This window comes from Roseococcus microcysteis, from assembly GCF_014764365.1.
Classification (GTDB): Bacteria; Pseudomonadota; Alphaproteobacteria; order Acetobacterales; family Acetobacteraceae; genus Roseococcus; species Roseococcus microcysteis.
This window is the reverse complement of sequence record NZ_CP061718.1, coordinates 2,246,149-2,262,497: the sequence shown is the minus strand read 5'-3', so window position 1 is coordinate 2,262,497 and position 16,349 is coordinate 2,246,149. Positions and strand designations below refer to the sequence as shown.

General features: G+C 70.7%; 20 protein-coding genes. 10 read left to right on the top strand and 10 right to left on the bottom strand.

The genetic code is table 11. From position 1 onward, the window contains the following. Positions 1-8 precede the first annotated feature (8 nt). From ICW72_RS10910 to ICW72_RS10865, 10 genes are all read left to right on the top strand, one after another. Positions 9-1,109, top strand: coding sequence for a helix-turn-helix domain-containing protein (locus tag ICW72_RS10910; protein WP_191082731.1), 1,101 nt, complete (start codon positions 9-11; stop codon positions 1,107-1,109). Continuing rightward, a complete protein-coding gene (locus ICW72_RS10905; RefSeq protein ID WP_191082730.1) occupies positions 1,090-1,596 on the top strand; it encodes a PIN domain-containing protein in 507 nt (168 codons plus the stop codon). The genes ICW72_RS10910 and ICW72_RS10905 overlap by 20 nt, the downstream gene beginning before the upstream one ends. Before the next feature lie 245 nt (positions 1,597-1,841). Then, positions 1,842-2,219 carry a hypothetical protein gene (locus tag ICW72_RS10900; protein ID WP_191082729.1) on the top strand — a complete coding sequence of 126 codons (378 nt, stop codon included), beginning with the start codon at positions 1,842-1,844 and terminating at the stop codon, positions 2,217-2,219. 107 nt (positions 2,220-2,326) lie between these two features. Beyond that, on the top strand, positions 2,327-2,533 hold the full coding sequence (locus ICW72_RS10895) for a hypothetical protein (protein WP_191086354.1): 207 nt from the start codon (positions 2,327-2,329) through the stop codon (positions 2,531-2,533). 1 nt (position 2,534) lies between these two features. Then, positions 2,535-4,673 carry a tape measure protein gene (locus ICW72_RS10890; RefSeq protein ID WP_191082728.1) on the top strand — a complete coding sequence of 713 codons (2,139 nt, stop codon included), beginning with the start codon at positions 2,535-2,537 and terminating at the stop codon, positions 4,671-4,673. A gap of 5 nt (positions 4,674-4,678) precedes the next feature. Continuing rightward, positions 4,679-5,365 (top strand): hypothetical protein, encoded by a 687-nt coding sequence (locus ICW72_RS10885; RefSeq protein WP_191082727.1) that lies wholly within the window; start codon positions 4,679-4,681, stop codon positions 5,363-5,365. After that, complete coding sequence (locus tag ICW72_RS10880; RefSeq protein WP_191082726.1) at positions 5,362-5,928, top strand: hypothetical protein; 567 nt, start codon at positions 5,362-5,364, stop codon at positions 5,926-5,928. The genes ICW72_RS10885 and ICW72_RS10880 overlap by 4 nt, the downstream gene beginning before the upstream one ends. Before the next feature lie 12 nt (positions 5,929-5,940). Beyond that, on the top strand, positions 5,941-6,291 hold the full coding sequence (locus tag ICW72_RS10875; protein WP_191082725.1) for a DUF6950 family protein: 351 nt from the start codon (positions 5,941-5,943) through the stop codon (positions 6,289-6,291). Beyond that, a complete protein-coding gene (locus ICW72_RS10870) occupies positions 6,292-8,277 on the top strand; it encodes a phage tail protein (RefSeq protein WP_191082724.1) in 1,986 nt (661 codons plus the stop codon). A gap of 16 nt (positions 8,278-8,293) precedes the next feature. After that, positions 8,294-10,135: a hypothetical protein gene (locus ICW72_RS10865; RefSeq protein ID WP_191082723.1), complete on the top strand. Its 1,842-nt coding sequence runs from the start codon at positions 8,294-8,296 to the stop codon at positions 10,133-10,135. A 6-nt stretch (positions 10,136-10,141) separates the two neighbouring features. On the opposite strand, the gene ICW72_RS10860 is transcribed toward ICW72_RS10865, so the two are convergent. The 10 genes from ICW72_RS10860 to lnt all read right to left on the bottom strand — a co-directional run bounded on the left by ICW72_RS10860 (position 10,142) and on the right by lnt (position 16,346). Then, on the bottom strand, positions 10,142-10,342 hold the full coding sequence (locus ICW72_RS10860) for a hypothetical protein (RefSeq protein WP_191082722.1): 201 nt from the start codon (positions 10,340-10,342) through the stop codon (positions 10,142-10,144). Positions 10,343-10,418: 76 nt separating this feature from the next. Beyond that, on the bottom strand, positions 10,419-11,048 hold the full coding sequence (locus tag ICW72_RS10855; protein WP_191082721.1) for an SCO family protein: 630 nt from the start codon (positions 11,046-11,048) through the stop codon (positions 10,419-10,421). Between the two features lie 9 nt (positions 11,049-11,057). Further along, on the bottom strand, positions 11,058-11,552 hold the full coding sequence (locus tag ICW72_RS10850) for a copper chaperone PCu(A)C (protein WP_191082720.1): 495 nt from the start codon (positions 11,550-11,552) through the stop codon (positions 11,058-11,060). A gap of 58 nt (positions 11,553-11,610) precedes the next feature. Continuing rightward, entirely contained in the window at positions 11,611-12,003 is a 393-nt protein-coding gene (locus tag ICW72_RS10845) for a hypothetical protein (protein WP_191082719.1), read from the bottom strand. Beyond that, complete coding sequence (locus ICW72_RS10840; protein ID WP_191082718.1) at positions 12,000-12,326, bottom strand: YnfA family protein; 327 nt, start codon at positions 12,324-12,326, stop codon at positions 12,000-12,002. Before ICW72_RS10840 ends, ICW72_RS10845 begins: the two co-directional genes overlap by 4 nt. After that, positions 12,323-12,820, bottom strand: a complete 498-nt coding sequence (locus tag ICW72_RS10835; RefSeq protein ID WP_191082717.1) for a M23 family metallopeptidase — start codon at positions 12,818-12,820, stop codon at positions 12,323-12,325. Before ICW72_RS10835 ends, ICW72_RS10840 begins: the two co-directional genes overlap by 4 nt. Before the next feature lie 46 nt (positions 12,821-12,866). Continuing rightward, positions 12,867-13,535, bottom strand: coding sequence for a thioredoxin domain-containing protein (locus ICW72_RS10830; RefSeq protein ID WP_223880533.1), 669 nt, complete (start codon positions 13,533-13,535; stop codon positions 12,867-12,869). A gap of 29 nt (positions 13,536-13,564) precedes the next feature. After that, complete coding sequence (lspA, locus tag ICW72_RS10825; protein WP_223880532.1) at positions 13,565-14,068, bottom strand: signal peptidase II; 504 nt, start codon at positions 14,066-14,068, stop codon at positions 13,565-13,567. After that, on the bottom strand, positions 14,065-14,787 hold the full coding sequence (locus ICW72_RS10820; RefSeq protein ID WP_191082714.1) for a cytochrome c biogenesis CcdA family protein: 723 nt from the start codon (positions 14,785-14,787) through the stop codon (positions 14,065-14,067). Before ICW72_RS10820 ends, lspA begins: the two co-directional genes overlap by 4 nt. Continuing rightward, positions 14,784-16,346, bottom strand: a complete 1,563-nt coding sequence (gene lnt / locus ICW72_RS10815; RefSeq protein WP_223880531.1) for an apolipoprotein N-acyltransferase — start codon at positions 16,344-16,346, stop codon at positions 14,784-14,786. Before lnt ends, ICW72_RS10820 begins: the two co-directional genes overlap by 4 nt. Between the last annotated feature and the right edge of the window lie 3 nt (positions 16,347-16,349).

Below are 16,349 nucleotides of genomic sequence, written 5' to 3'. Positions count from 1 at the left end.
AGGGTGCAATGTTCGGTGACCGCTTGCGCCTTGCACGGAAACGGACCGGCATGTCGCTGCGCGCGCTTGAGGATGCGGTCTGCGGAAAGGTCACCGCGCAGGCGCTGAGCAAGTACGAGCGCGGTGAAATGACTCCGAGCTCGGATGTGTTGCTCGCGCTCAGCCGGGCACTGAAGGTGTCGGTGCCCTACCTGCTGGCCGTGGAGGATGCGAAGCTCGGTGAGGTGGACTTCCGCACCCGCGCGAGCACCTCTGCGAAGGACCGCGCCCGCGTCGAGGCCGCGGTGCTGGAGTGGGTGGAGCGTTACCTCCAGCTAGAACGCATCCTGGGCCTCGACAGTGCGTCCTGGTCAGCGCCGTTCAACGTGCTACGGGGCGTGAAGTCGGTCGACAAGGCAGAGGAACTCGCAAACGAGGTTCGGGGGCAGTGGAAGCTGGGCCTCGATCCGATCCCAAATCTGACCGAGCTTCTCGAAGAGAAGGGGCTGAAGGTCCTGCTTGAGGATCTGCCGGATTCCGTCTCCGGCTTCACCTGTCTGGTACAGCGTCCAGGCGGACTAGAGCCAGTGCCCGTGATCGTAGCGAACCGGAGCAAGTCGCTTGAGCGACGGCGCCTGACCCTTGCACACGAACTCGCGCATCGCGTCATCGATCCTGCCGGCTTCTCCGAAAAGGAGGAGGAGCAGGCGATGACCCGTTTCGCCAGCGCGCTACTCATGCCGCGTGACCACCTCGTCCGTGAGATCGGCGCGCGGCGGCACCTGGTTAGCTATCGTGAGCTCATCGACTTGAAGCGCATCTACCGCGTCAGCGGCGCTGCCCTACTCGTGCGCCTCCGGGACATCGGCGTCATCGATCAGGCGAGCCTCACCTACGCCTTCCAGACCGTCGCGCGCAGCTGGCGTTCGCAGGAGCCGGAGCAACTTGAACCAGCGGACGAGCGCGGCGAGCGCGAAAAGCCGCGCCGACTGCGACGGCTCTGCATGCGGGCTGTGGCGGAGAAGCTTATTTCGCTTCCGAAGGCGGCCGATCTGCTACGCGAGCCAGTGTCCCAGGTCGAAGCGGAGCTGAAGGGGCCGCAGGCGGTCGATGCGGATCATCATCAGTGACACGAGCGCCCTGATCGACCTGCGCAAGGGGGCGCTCCTCGAGGCGCTGCTGCGGCTGCCCTATGAGATCCAGGTCCCTGATCTGCTGTACGAGGACGAGCTCCTCAGCATCCCAGCGACCGAGAAGCGGGCACTGGTCCGGCAGGGCCTACGCGTGATCGGGCTGAGCGGCGCACTGATCGACCGCGCAGTCGCTCTTGAACGTGAGAACCCGGCGCTGCGGCTGTATGACTGCTCCGCCTGGGCGCTGGCTGAGACGACGCAGGACTGCATCCTGCTCACAGGCGACGGCCGGTTGCGCGCAGCGGCGGGCACAGCCATTGAGGTTCACGGCGTGCTCTGGGCGTTCGATGAAGTCCATCGCCATCGCACCGCAGATCCTGTCGTGTTGCACGCGGCGCTTTTCACCTGGAGCGAGGACGCAACGGTCTGGCTTCCCGATAGCGAAATTCGGGCACGGCAGCGCCGACTTGGTGGGCGCGTGTAATCGGTCGCAACCGCCCGAACGGAGTAGCGGACAGCGGCGGGTGTTCGTCATCCGCGCGCTATGGCCCTCCCCGCCGCTTCTCAGCTTGGCCCAAGCCCCAATTGCAAGGTTTCCTCGGGCTGAGGCTCCGCACTTCGCTCTGTGCGCCGGCTACCGGCAGTAGCCAATACATCCCCCCGATCGCACCCCCTGCGCCGGAAGGCACACGCGGATCGTGCGCTCCCGCCATTTCGTTGGAGGACCTCATGCTCACCCTCGACCTCCCGGTCGAGCCGTACTGGCTCGACCTGCCGCGCGGCGTGCGCGTGGAAATCCGCCCTGTCACTACCGCCGTCATGGCCGCGGCGCAGGCCGCCGCCGCGCGCCGTCTCGCCGCGATCCGCATAGCGGATCCCGACCTCGACCCCGACATGGCCCGCGGCCTCTCCTTCGCCTTCCTGGTCAAGGCGCTCGCTCGGCACGCGGTGCTGGCCTGGGACGGCGTCGGCGACGCCGCCGGCAAGCCGCTCCCGCTCTCGCCCGAAGCCGTCGAGCGGCTGATGGACATGGACGAGATCGCCGCCGCTTTCTGGGACCGCGCCACGTCGCCCGTCGCCGCCGTGGCGCTGGAGGGAAACGGCTAAGGGCTCGCGCTGCCTGGCACTTCGGCCGCGGGCCCGAATACTGCCGCGGCTGCGCCGCCCTCGCGCGCGACTGCGGGACGGAGTGCCCCTATGCCGCGCATGCCCCAGTGAGCGTGGAGGGCCACGCCTGCTGGTCCGCCGGCACCGCCTGCGCCCAGACTTCGATAACCGGCCTCACTCTCGACACCGCCGGCGCATTGGCCGCTTCCCGCGATCTCGGCGCCACCGGCTGGGCTGCCGCCGAGCTGCTGCTCGCCCTGCGCATCGGCATGGCCGAGGCCGCCACCACCCACCGCGATGGGGAGACCAGCTGACATGGCCGACGCCACCCGCCGCGTGTCGGTGCGCCTTTCGCTGGAGGACGCCGCCCGGGTCAAGGCCGGGCTGCGCGAGGTGGGCGAGACCGGCCAGCGCTCCCTCGACCAGATCAAGGGCGGCGCCGAGCGCGCCTCCCGCTCCCTCGACCTGCTGGACGTCGCTGTGCGCGGCCTGCAGATCGCGGGCCTCGCCGCCGCGGCGCGCGCCTTTGTCCAGGCCGGCGACAGCCTCACCCAGGGCCTGTCGCGCCTGCAAAACGCCACCGGCTCCATCGAGCGCGCCAGCGAGGTCTATGAGGCGCTGTACCGCAACGCACTCTCCACCGGCGTCGCCGTGGGCGAAAGCGTCTCCGCCTTCCAGCGCTTCTCCATCGCGGCGCGCGAGATCGGCGCCACCTCGGACCAGGTCGTGCGGCTGGTCGGCGGCCTGCAGCGCGTGGCCATCGTCTCCGGCGCGTCCACCCAGGAGATCTCCTCGGCCACGCTGCAGCTGGCCCAGGCGCTGGCCTCGGGCGTGCTGCAGGGCGATGAGCTGCGCGCCATCCTGGAAGCCATGCCGCTGCTGGCCGAGGGGCTGTCGCGCGAGCTCGGCGTCTCCATCGGCGAGCTGCGCAAGCTGGGCTCCGAGGGCCAGCTCACCGCCGAGCGGGTGTTTCCCGCCCTGCTGCGCGCCACCGAGCGCCTGGGCGCGGAGTTCGAGCGCGCGCCCTTGTCGCTCAGCCGCGCCTTTGGCCAGCTGACGGCGGCCACCGACACCTTTCTCGGCCAGCTCGACCAGGCCATCGGCCTGTCCAACGGCCTGGCGCGTGCCCTGGCCGGGACCGCGCGCGTGCTGGACGGCATTCGCCGCGGCGCCGGGCTGGGCCTGCCGGGCGAAGTGGATGCCGACCGCCGCCGCCAGGCCGAGGAGCTGCGCGCCGCCATCGCCCGGATGGAGGCGGAGAATGACGGCCGCGACAGCCTGCGCCCGCAGCCGCGCCGCGGCAGCATCCGCGGCGGGCTGGTCGGCACCGCCCAGCAGCAGGCCGGCGTCGACCGCGCCGCGCGGCTGGAGGAGCTGCGCCGGCAGTACGCCGAACTTTCGGAGGAGATCACCCGCGGCGAGCAGGCCGCCGGCGAGCGCCAGCGCGCCGAGCAGGAGGGCGCCGCTGCGCAAGCCGCCGACTCCCGCCGCCGCCGCGCCGCGGCCGAGGCCGAGGAACTCCGCAAGCAGCTGGACGACCGGTTCCGGATCAACAGCGCTTATGAGGAACGCGTCCGCCGCTTGCGCGAGGCCGAGGCCGCGGGCGGGCTCACCGCCGCCGACCGCACCCGCCTGGAAACCCTGGCGCTGCGCGAGCGCGACCAGGCGCTGCAGCGCATTGAGGGCACGACACGCCGCGTGGCCACGATCCCGCGCCCCGACCGTGAGGCGGAGCGCGAGATCAACGACCTGATCCGCGAGCGCGAGCGGCTCATCCAGAACAATGAGACCGCCTATGAGAAGTACCAGCGCCGGCTGGAGACGCTGGGCCGGCTGGTGGAGCGGGCGGAGCGGGCTGGCCGGCCGGTGCCGGACGAGACCATCTCGCGCGAGGCCAATGCCGCGCTGGAGGAGCTGGAGCGCGGCCAGCAGCGCGTGCAGGCGGCGACCGAGCGCACCAGCAGCACCGCGCGCGATCTCGGCCTGACCTTCAGCAGCGCCTTCGAGGACGCCATCATCAAGGGCGAGAAGCTGTCCAAGGTGATGCAGGGGCTGCTGCAGGACATCGCCCGGGTGATTGCCCGGCGCACCATCACCGAGCCGCTGGGCAATGCGGTCACCACCGCCCTATCGGGCTTCTCCTTCGGGAACCTGTTCTCCGGCCTGTTTCGGGCGGAGGGCGGGCCGGTCTCGGCGGGGCAGCCGTACATCGTCGGCGAGCGCGGGCCGGAGTGGTTCGTGCCCAGCCGGAGCGGCACCGTGCTGCCGAACGGCACCGCGCCGGCAAGCGGCCCGGTGATCCACCAGACCATCTCGATTGATGCGCGCGGCGCGGATGCAGGCGTCGAGGCGCGGCTGCGGCTGCTGGCGGGGCAGATCGCGCGCCAGGCCTCGGTGATGACGCTGGACGCGGTGCGCCGCGGCGGCACGGCCTATGAGACGGTGCGGGGGTAGCGGCGATGGTGGAATATGCCTGGCCGGAGCTGCTGCGCCCGTCGCGCCTGGTCTTTTACCTCCAGCACAACACGCTGCGCTTTGTCTCGCCGGTGACGCGCGCCACGCAGGTGATGCGGCGCGAGGGGGCGCGCTGGGTGGCGGAGGCGAGCTTTGAGCCGCTGAACCCGGCCCGCGCTGGCGTGCTGGAGGGGCTGCTGGCGGCACTGGCCGGCTCGGTGAACACCGTGCGGGTGTGGGATTGGCGGCGGGAGTTTCGCACGGGCGACCCGCGCAACCAGGGCGATGTACCGAGCGGACCCTACAGCTTCTCGGACGCGACGATCTTCACGGATGGGACGGGGCTGGTGGTGGGGTCGGGCAATCCGGCGCTGGCCACGGGAGCACCGCGGGGGGCACTCAGCATCACCACCGCGGGCTGGTGGCCGGGCACGGTGGCGGTGGGGGCCGGGGACCACATCGGCCTGGGCGGGCGGCTGTACATGGCGACCGAGACGGTGATGGCGTCGGGCGCGGGCACGGCCACCATCCCCGTCGCGCCGCCGCTGCGCGAGGCGATGGGGATCAGCGCGCCGCTGGTGCTGACCAAACCCAGCGTGCCGATGCGGCTGGTCTCCGATGACGAGGCGGCCAATCCGACCCGACCGGGGCGGTTCACCGCGATCACCATCCGCATGGAGGAAGCCCTGTGACCGGAACTCCGCGCCTCTCGGCCCATGCTGCCGCCTCCGCCACCGCGCCGGTCGCTGCGCCGGTGGTGATGGTGGAGCTCGACTTCGCCTCCGGCGCCTTTCGCGCCTGGACCGGGCTGGGACTGCTGCACTGGGCGGGGAAGGTGTTCGAGGGCGTGGGCTCGATCGGCGCCGTGGGCGAGATCGAGGAGACGGTGGAGCTGCGCGCCGTTCGCCTGTCCCTGGCGCTCTCGCCCGTGCCGCAGGAGGTGATCGACATCGCCCTGGCCGAGCGGAGCTTTCGGCTGCGGCCGGCCCGGCTCTGGGGCGCACTGCTCGATGCCGAGGGCGCCTTCATCGCCGATCCGTTTCCGCTGTGGGAGGGGCTGATGGACACGATGCAGGTGACGGACGGTGCCGAGCCGCGCGTCACGCTCACCTGCGAAAGCCGGCTGGTGGACCTCGAGCGCGCCGAGGTGCGGCGCTACACCGATGCCGACCAGCAGGCCGAATACCCCGGCGATCGGTTCTTCGAATACGTGCCGGCGCTGCAGGAGGCCGAGATCCGGCTGCCGACGCGGTAGGCCCGGGCCCCCATGCGCCATCCCGAGTGGCCGACGCGGCTGGCAGCCCTGCTGTCAGCGGCGCAGACGCGCCCGTTCGACGCACCTCGCTGGAACTGCGCGCGCTTCGCCATGGCGGCGGTGGAGGCGGTGACCGGGGAGCGGCCCCGCGTCCGCGTGCTGCCGGACCTCGCCGCCTCCGCGGATAGCGCGGGCTTCCCGCAGATCCCGCCCGTCTTTGCCCGCATGGGCGATGTCGTACTCGCCCCTGATCCGGATCGGCTCGGTGTGGTGGTGGACGCAGGGCGGGCCGCCTTCGTCGGGCCCCGCGGCCTCACCCGCCTCCCGATCACCGACTGCACCACCGCCTGGAGGATTGGCTGAATGCCCGCTGCCATCCCCCTCATCGCCGTCGTGGCCGGCGGCGTGGCCTCCGCCGCCCTCGGCGGTGGCCTGCTCGGTGCGCTGGTCGGTGCCGGCGCGGCCTTTGTCGTCTCCTCCATCGGTGCCTCGGTCTTTCCCGCCAAGCGACCCGCCGCCCCGACCCGGCCCAGCGACGATGCCACCGCTCCCGGCGCCGGCCGCACGCAATCCTTCCGCCAGCCCATCACCGAGCACCAGATCGTCTTTGGCCGCTGCAAGGTCGGCGGGCCCATCGTGTTCATCCACTCGGCACCCGACGACGAGGGGCGGACCGATGGCTGGTTCTACTCGGTGGTGGTGCTGGCCGCGCACCGCGTCCGTGGCATCGGCGATGTCTGGCTGGGCGACACGCTGGCGACCGACGCGAAGTTCGCCGGGCTGGTCAGGATCGATCGGCACCTGGGCACAATTGACCAGACGGCCGACGGCAACCTCATCGCCGAGACCGGCGGCAAGTGGACCGCCGAGCACCGCGGCCGGGGCCGCGCCTATGTCGCGCTGCGCCTGAAAATCACCGCCGAGGCCTTCCCTGCCGGCCCGCCCAACATCGCCGCCCTGGTCGAGGGCGCCGACACCATCCTCGACCCGCGCACCGGCGCCACCGGCTGGTCGGACAACCCGGCGCTCTGCCTGGCCTGGTACCTCACCGCGCCCTTTGGCTGGAAAGCCTCCTGGGACGACATCGACATTCCCGCCCTCATGGCCGCCGCCAACATCTGCGACGAGCTGATCGGCACCCGCGCCGGCCTGCATGAGCGCCGCTACACCGTGAATGGCCGCGTCTCGCTGGGTGAGGGCAAGATCGCCATCACCCGCAAGCTCGTCGCCGCCATGGCCGGGGCGATGGTGGTGTCGGGCGGGCGGTTCTTTATCCATGCGGGCGGACCCGCGCTGCCCTCGGCCACGCTCACCTCGAACGACCTGCGCGGCGACGTCACCATCCAGGGCTCCCGGCCGCGGCGCGATCTCTTCAACGGGGTGCGGGCGGTCTATGTCGACCCGGCGAAAAACTGGCAGCCCACCGACGCCCCGCCGTTGCTCGCCGCCAACTACGTGGCTGAGGATGGCGGCGAGCAGATTTTTCGCGACCTGGAGTTCCCGCTGACGACGTCAGTGGCGACCGTCCAGCGGCTGATGAAAGCCGAGCTGGAGCGGGTGCGGCGCCAGCGCGAGGTGGCGTTTCCGGCGAACCTCTCCGCGCTGCGCCTGCGGCCCTGGGATGGCGTGACGGTGGCGCTCGACCGGGTGGGGGCCTTCCCGGCGCGGGTGACGGGCTGGCGGCTGTCGCCCGATGGCGGGGTGGACCTCGCGCTGTCGGAGGAGGACCCCGCCGTCTGGAACTGGAACCCCGCGGTGGACGAGCGCGCGGCGGGCGACAGCCCGTCGGTGGTGCTGCCCAACCCGGGCGTGATCGCCGCGCCGGCTGCCATCGCTGTGGCGACGCCGGTCACCGCCGCCTTTGGAGCGCTGGGGGTGTCCTGGTCCCCCGTGGGCTCAGCCTATCTCGCCGGCTACGAGTTGGAGTTCCTGCCGGCCTCCGTTGCCGTCTGGCAGGGCTACGGGGGCGCCCTGGGCGCCACCGCGGCCTCGGTCCCCACCACGGAGCCCACCGCCTTTCGGGCGCGCGCCGTGGCGCGCAGTGGCGCCGTGTCGGGATGGCGGGAGGCGGCGGTCCCAGGCGCCGTGACCGCGCCGGCCGCGCTCGGCATCACCGGCGGCGTGCGCCTCTCGGGCGGCGTCCCGATTGGCGCGGTGCGGCTGCAGGTGTTCGAGGCGGAGAGCGCCAGCCTGGCCGCCGCCACCAAGCTGGCCGCGGAGCCCACTGCGCTGCCCTGGGACCGCACCGGCCTCACCGCCGGCCAGACCCGCTGGTACTGGCTGCGCAGCGTCTCGGCCGAGGGCAACGTTTCCGCCTTCGCCGGTCCGGTCACCGCAACCGCCCTCTGATCGGAGATCCGGGAAAATGCCGGCACGCATCGACGACCTGCTGGTCCTCAACGCCAATCTCAACAAGAGCGACTTCGCGAAGTACCTGCGTGATCGGGAGGCCGTGCTGCCGAACGACTTCGGCGGGCTGGGCGATGGCGTGGCGGACGATCGCACCGCCATCCAGGCCGCCTTCGATCGCGCCGGCGCCGACCAGAAATTCGCGATGATCCCGCCCGGCACCTGGAACGTCTCCGGCACCGTGACCCTGCCGGGCGGCGCGCGCGGCCTGATCATGCAGGGCACCATCCGCCACACGGGCACCGCGCCCACCAGCGTGCTGGTGCTGGGCGATGGCGGCACCCTCCGCAACGCGGAAAAGCTCTACACGGGGCTGAACGTCATCCGCGCCACCCAGTCCGACTGGTCCTCCGAGGCCGATATCGGCATCACCGTGCGCAACGTCGATGCATCGCAAATCGAGCTGCGGCGCGTGGAAGGCTTCACCATCGGCATGCGCACGCTGGGCGATGGCCGCGGCGTGGAGGACAGCACCTTCACGCTCGGGCGCATCGTCAACAACCGCATCGGTCTCGACATCTGGTGCGCCACCGCCACCGCATGGAATACCTCCGTGCGCTACTATGGCGGCCACTTTGCGCACGCGACGGGGGTGAACGCGGCACAGGACCGCTTCGGGATCCGACTCGGCAATGAGGCCGGCGCCTATACCAACCACAACCGCCATGTCTTTGACGCGCCGAACTTCGAGCTCCGCCAGGCCGGCAGCAACATCGCCATCCCCTTCCTGAACCAGACCTCGGGCTCCGCCATCATCGCGCGCAACATGCGCATGGAGGCATGCTCGCCGCTGGCGGCGCGCCACACGGCAGGGGCGCAGGATTGCGAGTACGACATCGCCTGGACCAACACCTACCTCGTCGGCATCGACTACACGGCGACGGCGAACCGCTGCGGCAATGCCGTGATCAACCGGCATCGCGCGCCGGCGTCGCGATTCCAGCGCTTCCTGGCCGGGGTGCCGAACACGCGCGCCGCGGCGTTCCGGCAGTCGGCGACGGAGGTCGGGGTGGAGGGGCTGATCACCATCGCCACCTCCACCACCACGGCCACCTTCATGGCGGATTTCTGCTTCAACGGGCTGACCGACCTCACGCCGACCGATCGGGCGGTGACGCTGGCAGCCAACCGAGGGCTGGGCTGGATGCTGGACACCTCCCAGGCCAAGGAGTTCGCCCTGGCGCATTGGCTGACGGGCGGGGCCTCGGGCGGGCGGCTGTTCGTGCGGGTGTTCGATGGCGCGGGGAACGTCCGCGAGGACATCGCGGGCGACGTGCTGGCCTCCATCACCACCATGCAGTGGAACGGGCCGGCGAAGGGCTGGAACGCCGGCGCGCCGATGGATGATGCCAACTTCAACCGGCGGCAAACCATCCGTGTCGGTGCCTCCGTGGCCTATGCGCAGGTGGGCGTGATCGGCTTCGATGGTCCGATCGACCTGCAGTCGCTGCGGCTCTACGGGCTGCCGGAGGCGGCACCCGCGGTGCTGAACGGTACGCCGCTCTTGACGGGGGCGCTGTTCGGCTCAGGCCGGCGGGAGTTCGCGGCGGAGGTGTCCTGGGACCTGCCGAGCTTGGCGCCGGGGGCGACATCGCTGCTCGACGTCACGGTGAACGGGGCACGAGCCGGCGACCTGGCAACGGCGTCGCTGGTGTCGTCCACGCGGTTCATCGAACTCGATGCCGCGGTGTGGTCGAACAACACCGTGCGCGTGATGGCGCGGAACATCTCCGCAGCGACGTTCGATCTGACGGCGGCGACGCTCTCGGTGGGGGTGACAAAGCGGCGTGTGCCGTGAGCGAGGTCAGAACACGCGATCGGTGATCACCAGCGGGGTGTCGGCCGGCACCAGCCCCTGGTCGCGAGCCAACTGCCGCGAGACGAACAGGATCATCTTGCGGCCGTCATCATCCACACCGTCCCATATCCGGAGCAATTCCTCGCGGTGCTCCGGCTTCATCTTGCGCCCCGGTAGGCGTCTCGCAGCGCCTTCCTGGCTGTCCACAGCGGTTTTCATCGTTCCGAACCTCCGATGCCGTATCTCCAACCGTGCCATGATACCGACCCGCGATTACAACCTTTCATTGTCGCGTCGCGAACAGCATCCGCAGCTTCTCCAACGCAACCCGTTCGCTCTCCTTGTTGTCGACCGTCCCGGCAAAACGCCCCTGCGCGTCCAGCAGGAAGATGCTCGCCGAATGATCCATCGTGTAGCCACCGCCCTCCAGTGGCACGCGCTGGTAATAGACGCGGAAGGCCCGCGCCACCTCGGCCACCTGTGCCTCGGTGCCCGACAGGCCCGTGATGCGACGGTCGAAGGCCTCGAGGTAGCCAGCCATCGCCTGCGGCGTGTCGCGCTCGCTGTCCACGCTCACGAACAGCCACTGGATCCGCTCCGCGTCTGTGCCCAACGCCTCGATGAAGCCCGTCATCTCGTTGAGGGTGGTCGGGCAGACATCGGGGCAATGCGTGAAGCCGAAGAAGATCGCCATCGGCTGGCCGCGGAAGTCTTGTTCTGTCACCGCACGGCCGCGGTGATCGGTCAGTCGGAATGGCCCGCCGATCGCAAGGCTCGACGGCCCCGTCGCGACGCGCTGGGGTCCGAGCGGTCCATCGGTCACCAGCCACCCGCCCGTGGTCGCCACTAGCGCGAACCCCACGATGGCGACAGCACTCCAGGCGATCCAGCGCGTCAGCTTCAACAGCTTCATGACACGCCCTCAATGCCCGTCATGGCCGGAGCCGCGCGCGCCGGCTGCTTCGACCGCAAGTTCGACTTCGACGCGCCCGGCCCGCTCGAACACCAGCGTGAGTGGGATGCGCGCACCCTGGGTGAAGCCGCCCTGCGGGCCGATCAGCATCAGGTGCAGGCCGCCAGGTGCGAGACGGACCTCCTGCCCGGGCGGAATGGCGATTCCGCGAGGGATTGGACGCATGCGCATGATGCCGTCGGTCATGGTCATCTCGTGCTGCTCGACCTTGTTCACCCGCGACGTCTCGGCTCCAACAAGCCGATCGGCGACGCTGCCGGTGTTGCGGATGGTCATGTAACCCGCCGCGGTCGAGGCGCTGGCCGCGACCGCGCGCGTCCAGGGATGGCCGATCTGCAAGTCGCCGGCGCGGAAATCATGCGCGGTGGCAGACCCGGATGGCATGGCAGAGGCAGTGAGACTCGCGCCGGCCATGAGGGCCGCGCGCAGGAAAGTGCGACGCATGAATGAGAACTCCGAATCGGAATGGAAAGCAGCCGGCGCACGACGCCGGCGATGAAGATCAGCCGATATTCGGAGGTGCGGGTGGTGCGCGCGCCGGCGGCGGACCACGCGGTGGCGGCGAGAGAACGAGCCGACGGCCAGGCGGACGAGCCTGTTCGAGGTTCACCCAAGCGGGCTGGTTCAGAACGGCGTCCGCCGGCGGCAGCGCCCAGGCGCCATCCGGCAGACGGCACAGTGGGCAATGGCCGGCCGGCGCCGCATGCGGAGCCTGTTCTTCCTCCGCAGGTCCGGGCTGTCCCGAGGGCAGGCAGAGCGATGAACGCAGCAGCGCGTCGAAGGCCGAACGCTCCACCGCCGCAAAGGCCGGCAGCGGCAGCAACAGGCGCGCGATGATCCCGAGCAGCACCAGCGCAGAGACAGGCGCACGCAGTTCTGCCCAGACGCGCCTCATGCCTGGCGCGGTCCGTAGAGGATGATCAGCGCGCCAATGACGCAGACGGCGCCGCCGATCAGGTCCCAGCGGTCGGGCGAGGCGCCCTCCACCGCCCGCAGCCAGACCAGGGAAGCCGCGATGTAGATGCCGCCATAGACCGCGAAGGCCCGGCCGGCGCTTTCAACATCTGTCAGTGACAGCAGCCAGCCGAACAGGGCGAGCGATACGACGCCGGCAGCGGCCCAGCCGATGGACCCGCCGAGCCGCCACCAGGTCCAGATCGCGTAGCAGCCGGCGATCTCGGCCGCGGCAGCCGCGACGTAGATCGCCAGGGATCTCATCGCGCCGGCCTGGCCTCCGCGACCTCGGTCCAGGGCACGCAGGCACTCCTCGTCAGCCAGGGCCAGGGGTTCTCAGGCCTGCCATCCCGACGAAGCTCGACATGAAGATTCGCCCCCGTAGTGCGCCCGGTGCGCCCGACGACGCCGATGTCCTGTGCCGCCCGCACGGGCGCTCCGCTGCCGATGCCCGGCGCGAAGCGGGCGAGATGGGCGTAGCGCGCGCGGGAGCCGTCCGGATGCTCGATCTCGACCATCAGGCCGTAGTCGAAGTACCGCCCGGCGAACACCACCACGCCGGGCCCGGCCGCGGTCACCGGCGTGCCAACCGGCGCGCGGATGTCCACCCCGGGGTGCGGACGCCCATGCCGTGAACCGAAGCCGGAGGAGAACTCGCCAGCGACCGGCATCGCGACCGGACAGGGGGCCGACAGGGCAGCAGAACCGGTGCCGAGCGTGAGCGCGAGGCCGAGGGCCAGAGGGTGCCGATGGATCATGCCTGGGTCCGTGCCCTGCTCCGATGCGGAAGGCAACCCCGCATCGTCAGCCGCGCGGCGCCGTGCCGGGCGGCAGCAGCGGGCGGACGAGGGCAGAGAAGCGCTCGAAGCTCTGCACGCCGCGATGCAACTGACCGTTGATCACGAAAGACGGGGTCGCGTTGACGCCCGACTCGCGCTCGCCCTGCAGCCGCATCAGGATGATCGGGTCGGTGAAGCCGCGGTCGGTCATGCAGGCGTCGATCCGCGCCGCCGGTATCCCGGCAAGCGTGCCGGTGCGACGCAGCCAGGTGCGCGCATCCGGGCTATGCGCCCAACTCTCCTTGTTCGTGTAGAGGGTCGAGATCAGCGCCTCGTAGCGCTCCGGCCCGCCGCAATGGACCATCGCCGCGGCTTCGAGCGCGACGCGATCGAGCGGGAAGTCACGCATCACGAAGCGGACCAGCCCCGGTTCAATGAAGGCCGTGCGGATGCGCGGAAAGATCGTGGTGTGGAAGTTCGCGCAATTGCCGCAGGTCAGGGAGTGGTACTCGATGACCGCCACCGGCGCGTCGGCGCGGCCGATGATGCGCTCGCCGGGCAAGGGGCGAGGCGTGTCTGGGCCGGGCGCCGTCGGCTCGAAGGCCTGGGGCCCGGGCGCCTGCGCGAATGCGGCCGCCGCGGGAAAGGAAAACGCGACGGAGAGCGCCGCCCGGCGGGTGGTGACATGGGACATCGGTGGTTCCTCCGGTTCAAGGATCGTGGTCATTGCGGCTGCGCCTGTGGCGCGGGCGCGCGGAAGCTGGTCAGTACCAGCAGCGTGACACCGCTGACGATGGCGACATCGGCCATGTTGAAGGTCGGCCAGTGCCAACCACCATAGTGCGCGTCGATAAAATCCGTGACCGCGCCAATGCGCAGGCGGTCGACGATGTTGCCAAGCGCGCCCCCGATGATGAGGCCAATCGCTGTCGCCTCGGTCCGGGTGGCCGCACGCCGCAGCCAATGCAGCAGCCATGCGACGACGGCGAGCTTGATGCCGACGAGCAGCCACACTGCCCCTGCCGCGCTTTCGGCGAACATCCCGAAGGTGACGCCGGTGTTAAAGCCGAGCCGCAGGTTCAGCACTGGCAGCAGCGCAATGCCCTCGCTGTAGGGTGGCCAGAGCGCGTCGAGCGCCCAGGCCTTGCTAGCCTGGTCGATGACCATGGCGATCGGTGCCGCGATCAGGCCGAAGCGCCGCAATGCGCGGGGGGCGGGCGTGGTCATCCCAGCCGTGCCAACCATGGAAATGCCTCCAGGATCCAAATGGCGAGCCGAGTCATCTCGCCGGTTGCGATGGCCAGGCCGGCAGCGAGCATGACGGCGCCGCTTGCGACCTGGAGGATGCGCCCGAGCCGCCCGAGCCGCCGCGCGCGGGCCATCACCGCCGGCAGGTAGAAGGCCGCCAGCAGGAAGGGCACACCCAGGCCGAGCGCATAGGCGGCGAGCAGCCCGACCCCGGCGCCGGGCGTCAGCGCCGCCGCCGTCAGCACGCCAGCCAGCACTGGCCCGATGCAGGGCGTCCAGCCGAAGCCGAAGGCGATGCCGATCAGCGTGGCGGAGACCGGGCCACCGCCCTCGGAGGGCGGGCGGAAGCGAAGGTCGCGCATCAGCGGCGCGGCGCGCAGCACGCCCATCTGCACCAGGCCCATCAGCGCGATCAGGCCGCCCGCGACCATGGTGAGTTCGTAGGACCAACTGCGCAGCAGCCCGCCGATCGCCGTCGCCCCAAGGCCGAGCAGCACGAAGACCAGCCCGAAGCCGAACACGAAGAAGATGGACAGCCGCAGCGCGCGCCATCGCTCGGCGCGTGCTGTGGCGAGATCGGTGCCGGCGACCCAGGCGACGTAGCCCGGCACCAGCGGCAGGACGCAGGGTGAAAGAAAGGACACCAGCCCGCCACCGAAGGCCAGGAACAGGCCGAGCAGGCTCCACTCAAGCGTCATGGCCGCCTCCGCAGCGCCACGGCGGTGACGGCCAGCAGCATCACGGCGAGCGCGAAGGGCAGGTCGCCCCAGCGCGCGTATGGCGTGGCCTCCGCGATCGCTCCAGGCAGCGCCACATCCAGGACCCCTACCGTGGCAAGCGGCAACCGCGCCATCTCCCGCCCGTAGGCATCGGTGACGAAGGAGATGCCGCTGTTTGCGGCGCGCACCACCGGCAGGCCAAGCTCGATCCCGCGCACTCGGGCGGCCAGCGCGTGCTGGTACGGACCCCAGGAGGTCCCGAACCACGCGTCGTTCGTCACCGTCAGGATCCAGCGTGGCGCGGCCTCCCCGGCTGGTGGCCGCGTCGGGAAGATTGCCTCGTAGCAGATCAACGGCCAGGCCGGTGGCAGGCCAGCGGCGGACAGCGCGCGACGCGGTGCGCCGGGGATGAAGTCCACCTCGCCCACCGTCATCTTCGGCAGGGCCGCCAGGATGCGACGCAGGGGCTGGTACTCGCCGAACGGGACAAGGCGGATCTTGTCATATGCGGCGGTGATTTCGCCGCGGACGTCGAGTGCAACGATGCTGTTGAGCAGTGCCGGCCGTCCCTCCTGCGCAACGCTGCGACGCACCGCGCCGGTCAGCAGAGCGCCATCCGGTGGAACCACGGCAGCGAGCCGTGCGCGGATGGCGGGCGCCTCCGCAATCAGGTAGGGCACCGCCGATTCCGGCCAGAGGACATGCGTCGGCGGCGCTGTGCCCTCGGCCGCCGGAGCGCTGAGCGACAGCAGGCGTGCCAGGATCACTTCGCGCTCGCCCTCCGCCCATTTCAGGTCTTGCGCGATGTTCGGCTGGACGATCCGTAGGCGCACGCCCGTCACCGCCACGGGCGTGACCTCGGCGAGGCGCAACGCGCCGTGGCCCCAGGCGCCTGCCAGCAGCATGACAGCCAGCGCGGCTGGCCAGATCCGCCGTTGGCGGACGGCAAGTGCGGGAAGGATACCGGTCGCGACGGCAAGCAGCCCGGCGCCGTAGATGCCGCTGAGCGCAGTGACCTGGAGCAGTGCGTCCGAGGCACCCAAGGCATAGCCGGCGAGGTTCCAGGGAAAGCCGGTCAGGACCGTGCCGCGCAGCCATTCGCCCGCAGCCCATGCGGCCAGCAGCGCGGCCGCGAGCGGTGCGCCCTGGCGATCGCCCACAAGCAGCCTCGCAGCGGTGAGCGAGAGCGCCGGGAATACACCAAGCCCGGCTGCGAGCACGACCAGCGCCGGCAAGGCAAGGGCGCCGAAGCGCGCCGTGTCGACGGCGAACGCCTCGGTGATCCAGGACAGGCCGACCAGAAACGATCCAGCGCCGAACAGCCAGCCGAGCACGAAGGCGTCGCGCAGCGATCGCGTCCGATTCAAAAGCAGGAACAAGCCGCCGAAGGCGATCGGCAGCGCCACCGCCACATGCAGCGGCGCAAAGGCCAGCGCCTGGACCGCGCCGAGGACCGGGGCCAACAGCCACACGGCAGCGCTCACCTGTGCTGGCAGTGCGGTGCCAACGGGCACGGTAGTCAGTGCGGCTGTGGTCATCGC

What these genes read in the sequence shown, in the direction of transcription:
- ICW72_RS10830 (WP_223880533.1), bottom strand. Translation starts at nt 13,535, where the DNA reads ATGTCCCATGTCACCACCCGCCGGGCGGCGCTCTCCGTCGCGTTTTCC.
- ICW72_RS10865 (WP_191082723.1), top strand. Translation starts at nt 8,294, where the DNA reads ATGCCGGCACGCATCGACGACCTGCTGGTCCTCAACGCCAATCTCAAC.
- ICW72_RS10870 (WP_191082724.1), top strand. Translation starts at nt 6,292, where the DNA reads ATGCCCGCTGCCATCCCCCTCATCGCCGTCGTGGCCGGCGGCGTGGCC.
- ICW72_RS10890 (WP_191082728.1), top strand. Translation starts at nt 2,535, where the DNA reads ATGGCCGACGCCACCCGCCGCGTGTCGGTGCGCCTTTCGCTGGAGGAC.
- lnt (WP_223880531.1), bottom strand. Translation starts at nt 16,346, where the DNA reads ATGACCACAGCCGCACTGACTACCGTGCCCGTTGGCACCGCACTGCCA.
- ICW72_RS10850 (WP_191082720.1), bottom strand. Translation starts at nt 11,552, where the DNA reads ATGCGTCGCACTTTCCTGCGCGCGGCCCTCATGGCCGGCGCGAGTCTC.
- ICW72_RS10835 (WP_191082717.1), bottom strand. Translation starts at nt 12,820, where the DNA reads ATGATCCATCGGCACCCTCTGGCCCTCGGCCTCGCGCTCACGCTCGGC.
- ICW72_RS10900 (WP_191082729.1), top strand. Translation starts at nt 1,842, where the DNA reads ATGCTCACCCTCGACCTCCCGGTCGAGCCGTACTGGCTCGACCTGCCG.
- ICW72_RS10840 (WP_191082718.1), bottom strand. Translation starts at nt 12,326, where the DNA reads ATGAGATCCCTGGCGATCTACGTCGCGGCTGCCGCGGCCGAGATCGCC.
- lspA (WP_223880532.1), bottom strand. Translation starts at nt 14,068, where the DNA reads ATGACCACGCCCGCCCCCCGCGCATTGCGGCGCTTCGGCCTGATCGCG.
- ICW72_RS10855 (WP_191082721.1), bottom strand. Translation starts at nt 11,048, where the DNA reads ATGAAGCTGTTGAAGCTGACGCGCTGGATCGCCTGGAGTGCTGTCGCC.
- ICW72_RS10910 (WP_191082731.1), top strand. Translation starts at nt 9, where the DNA reads ATGTTCGGTGACCGCTTGCGCCTTGCACGGAAACGGACCGGCATGTCG.
- ICW72_RS10845 (WP_191082719.1), bottom strand. Translation starts at nt 12,003, where the DNA reads ATGAGGCGCGTCTGGGCAGAACTGCGTGCGCCTGTCTCTGCGCTGGTG.
- ICW72_RS10820 (WP_191082714.1), bottom strand. Translation starts at nt 14,787, where the DNA reads ATGACGCTTGAGTGGAGCCTGCTCGGCCTGTTCCTGGCCTTCGGTGGC.
- ICW72_RS10875 (WP_191082725.1), top strand. Translation starts at nt 5,941, where the DNA reads ATGCGCCATCCCGAGTGGCCGACGCGGCTGGCAGCCCTGCTGTCAGCG.
- ICW72_RS10885 (WP_191082727.1), top strand. Translation starts at nt 4,679, where the DNA reads ATGGTGGAATATGCCTGGCCGGAGCTGCTGCGCCCGTCGCGCCTGGTC.
- ICW72_RS10905 (WP_191082730.1), top strand. Translation starts at nt 1,090, where the DNA reads ATGCGGATCATCATCAGTGACACGAGCGCCCTGATCGACCTGCGCAAG.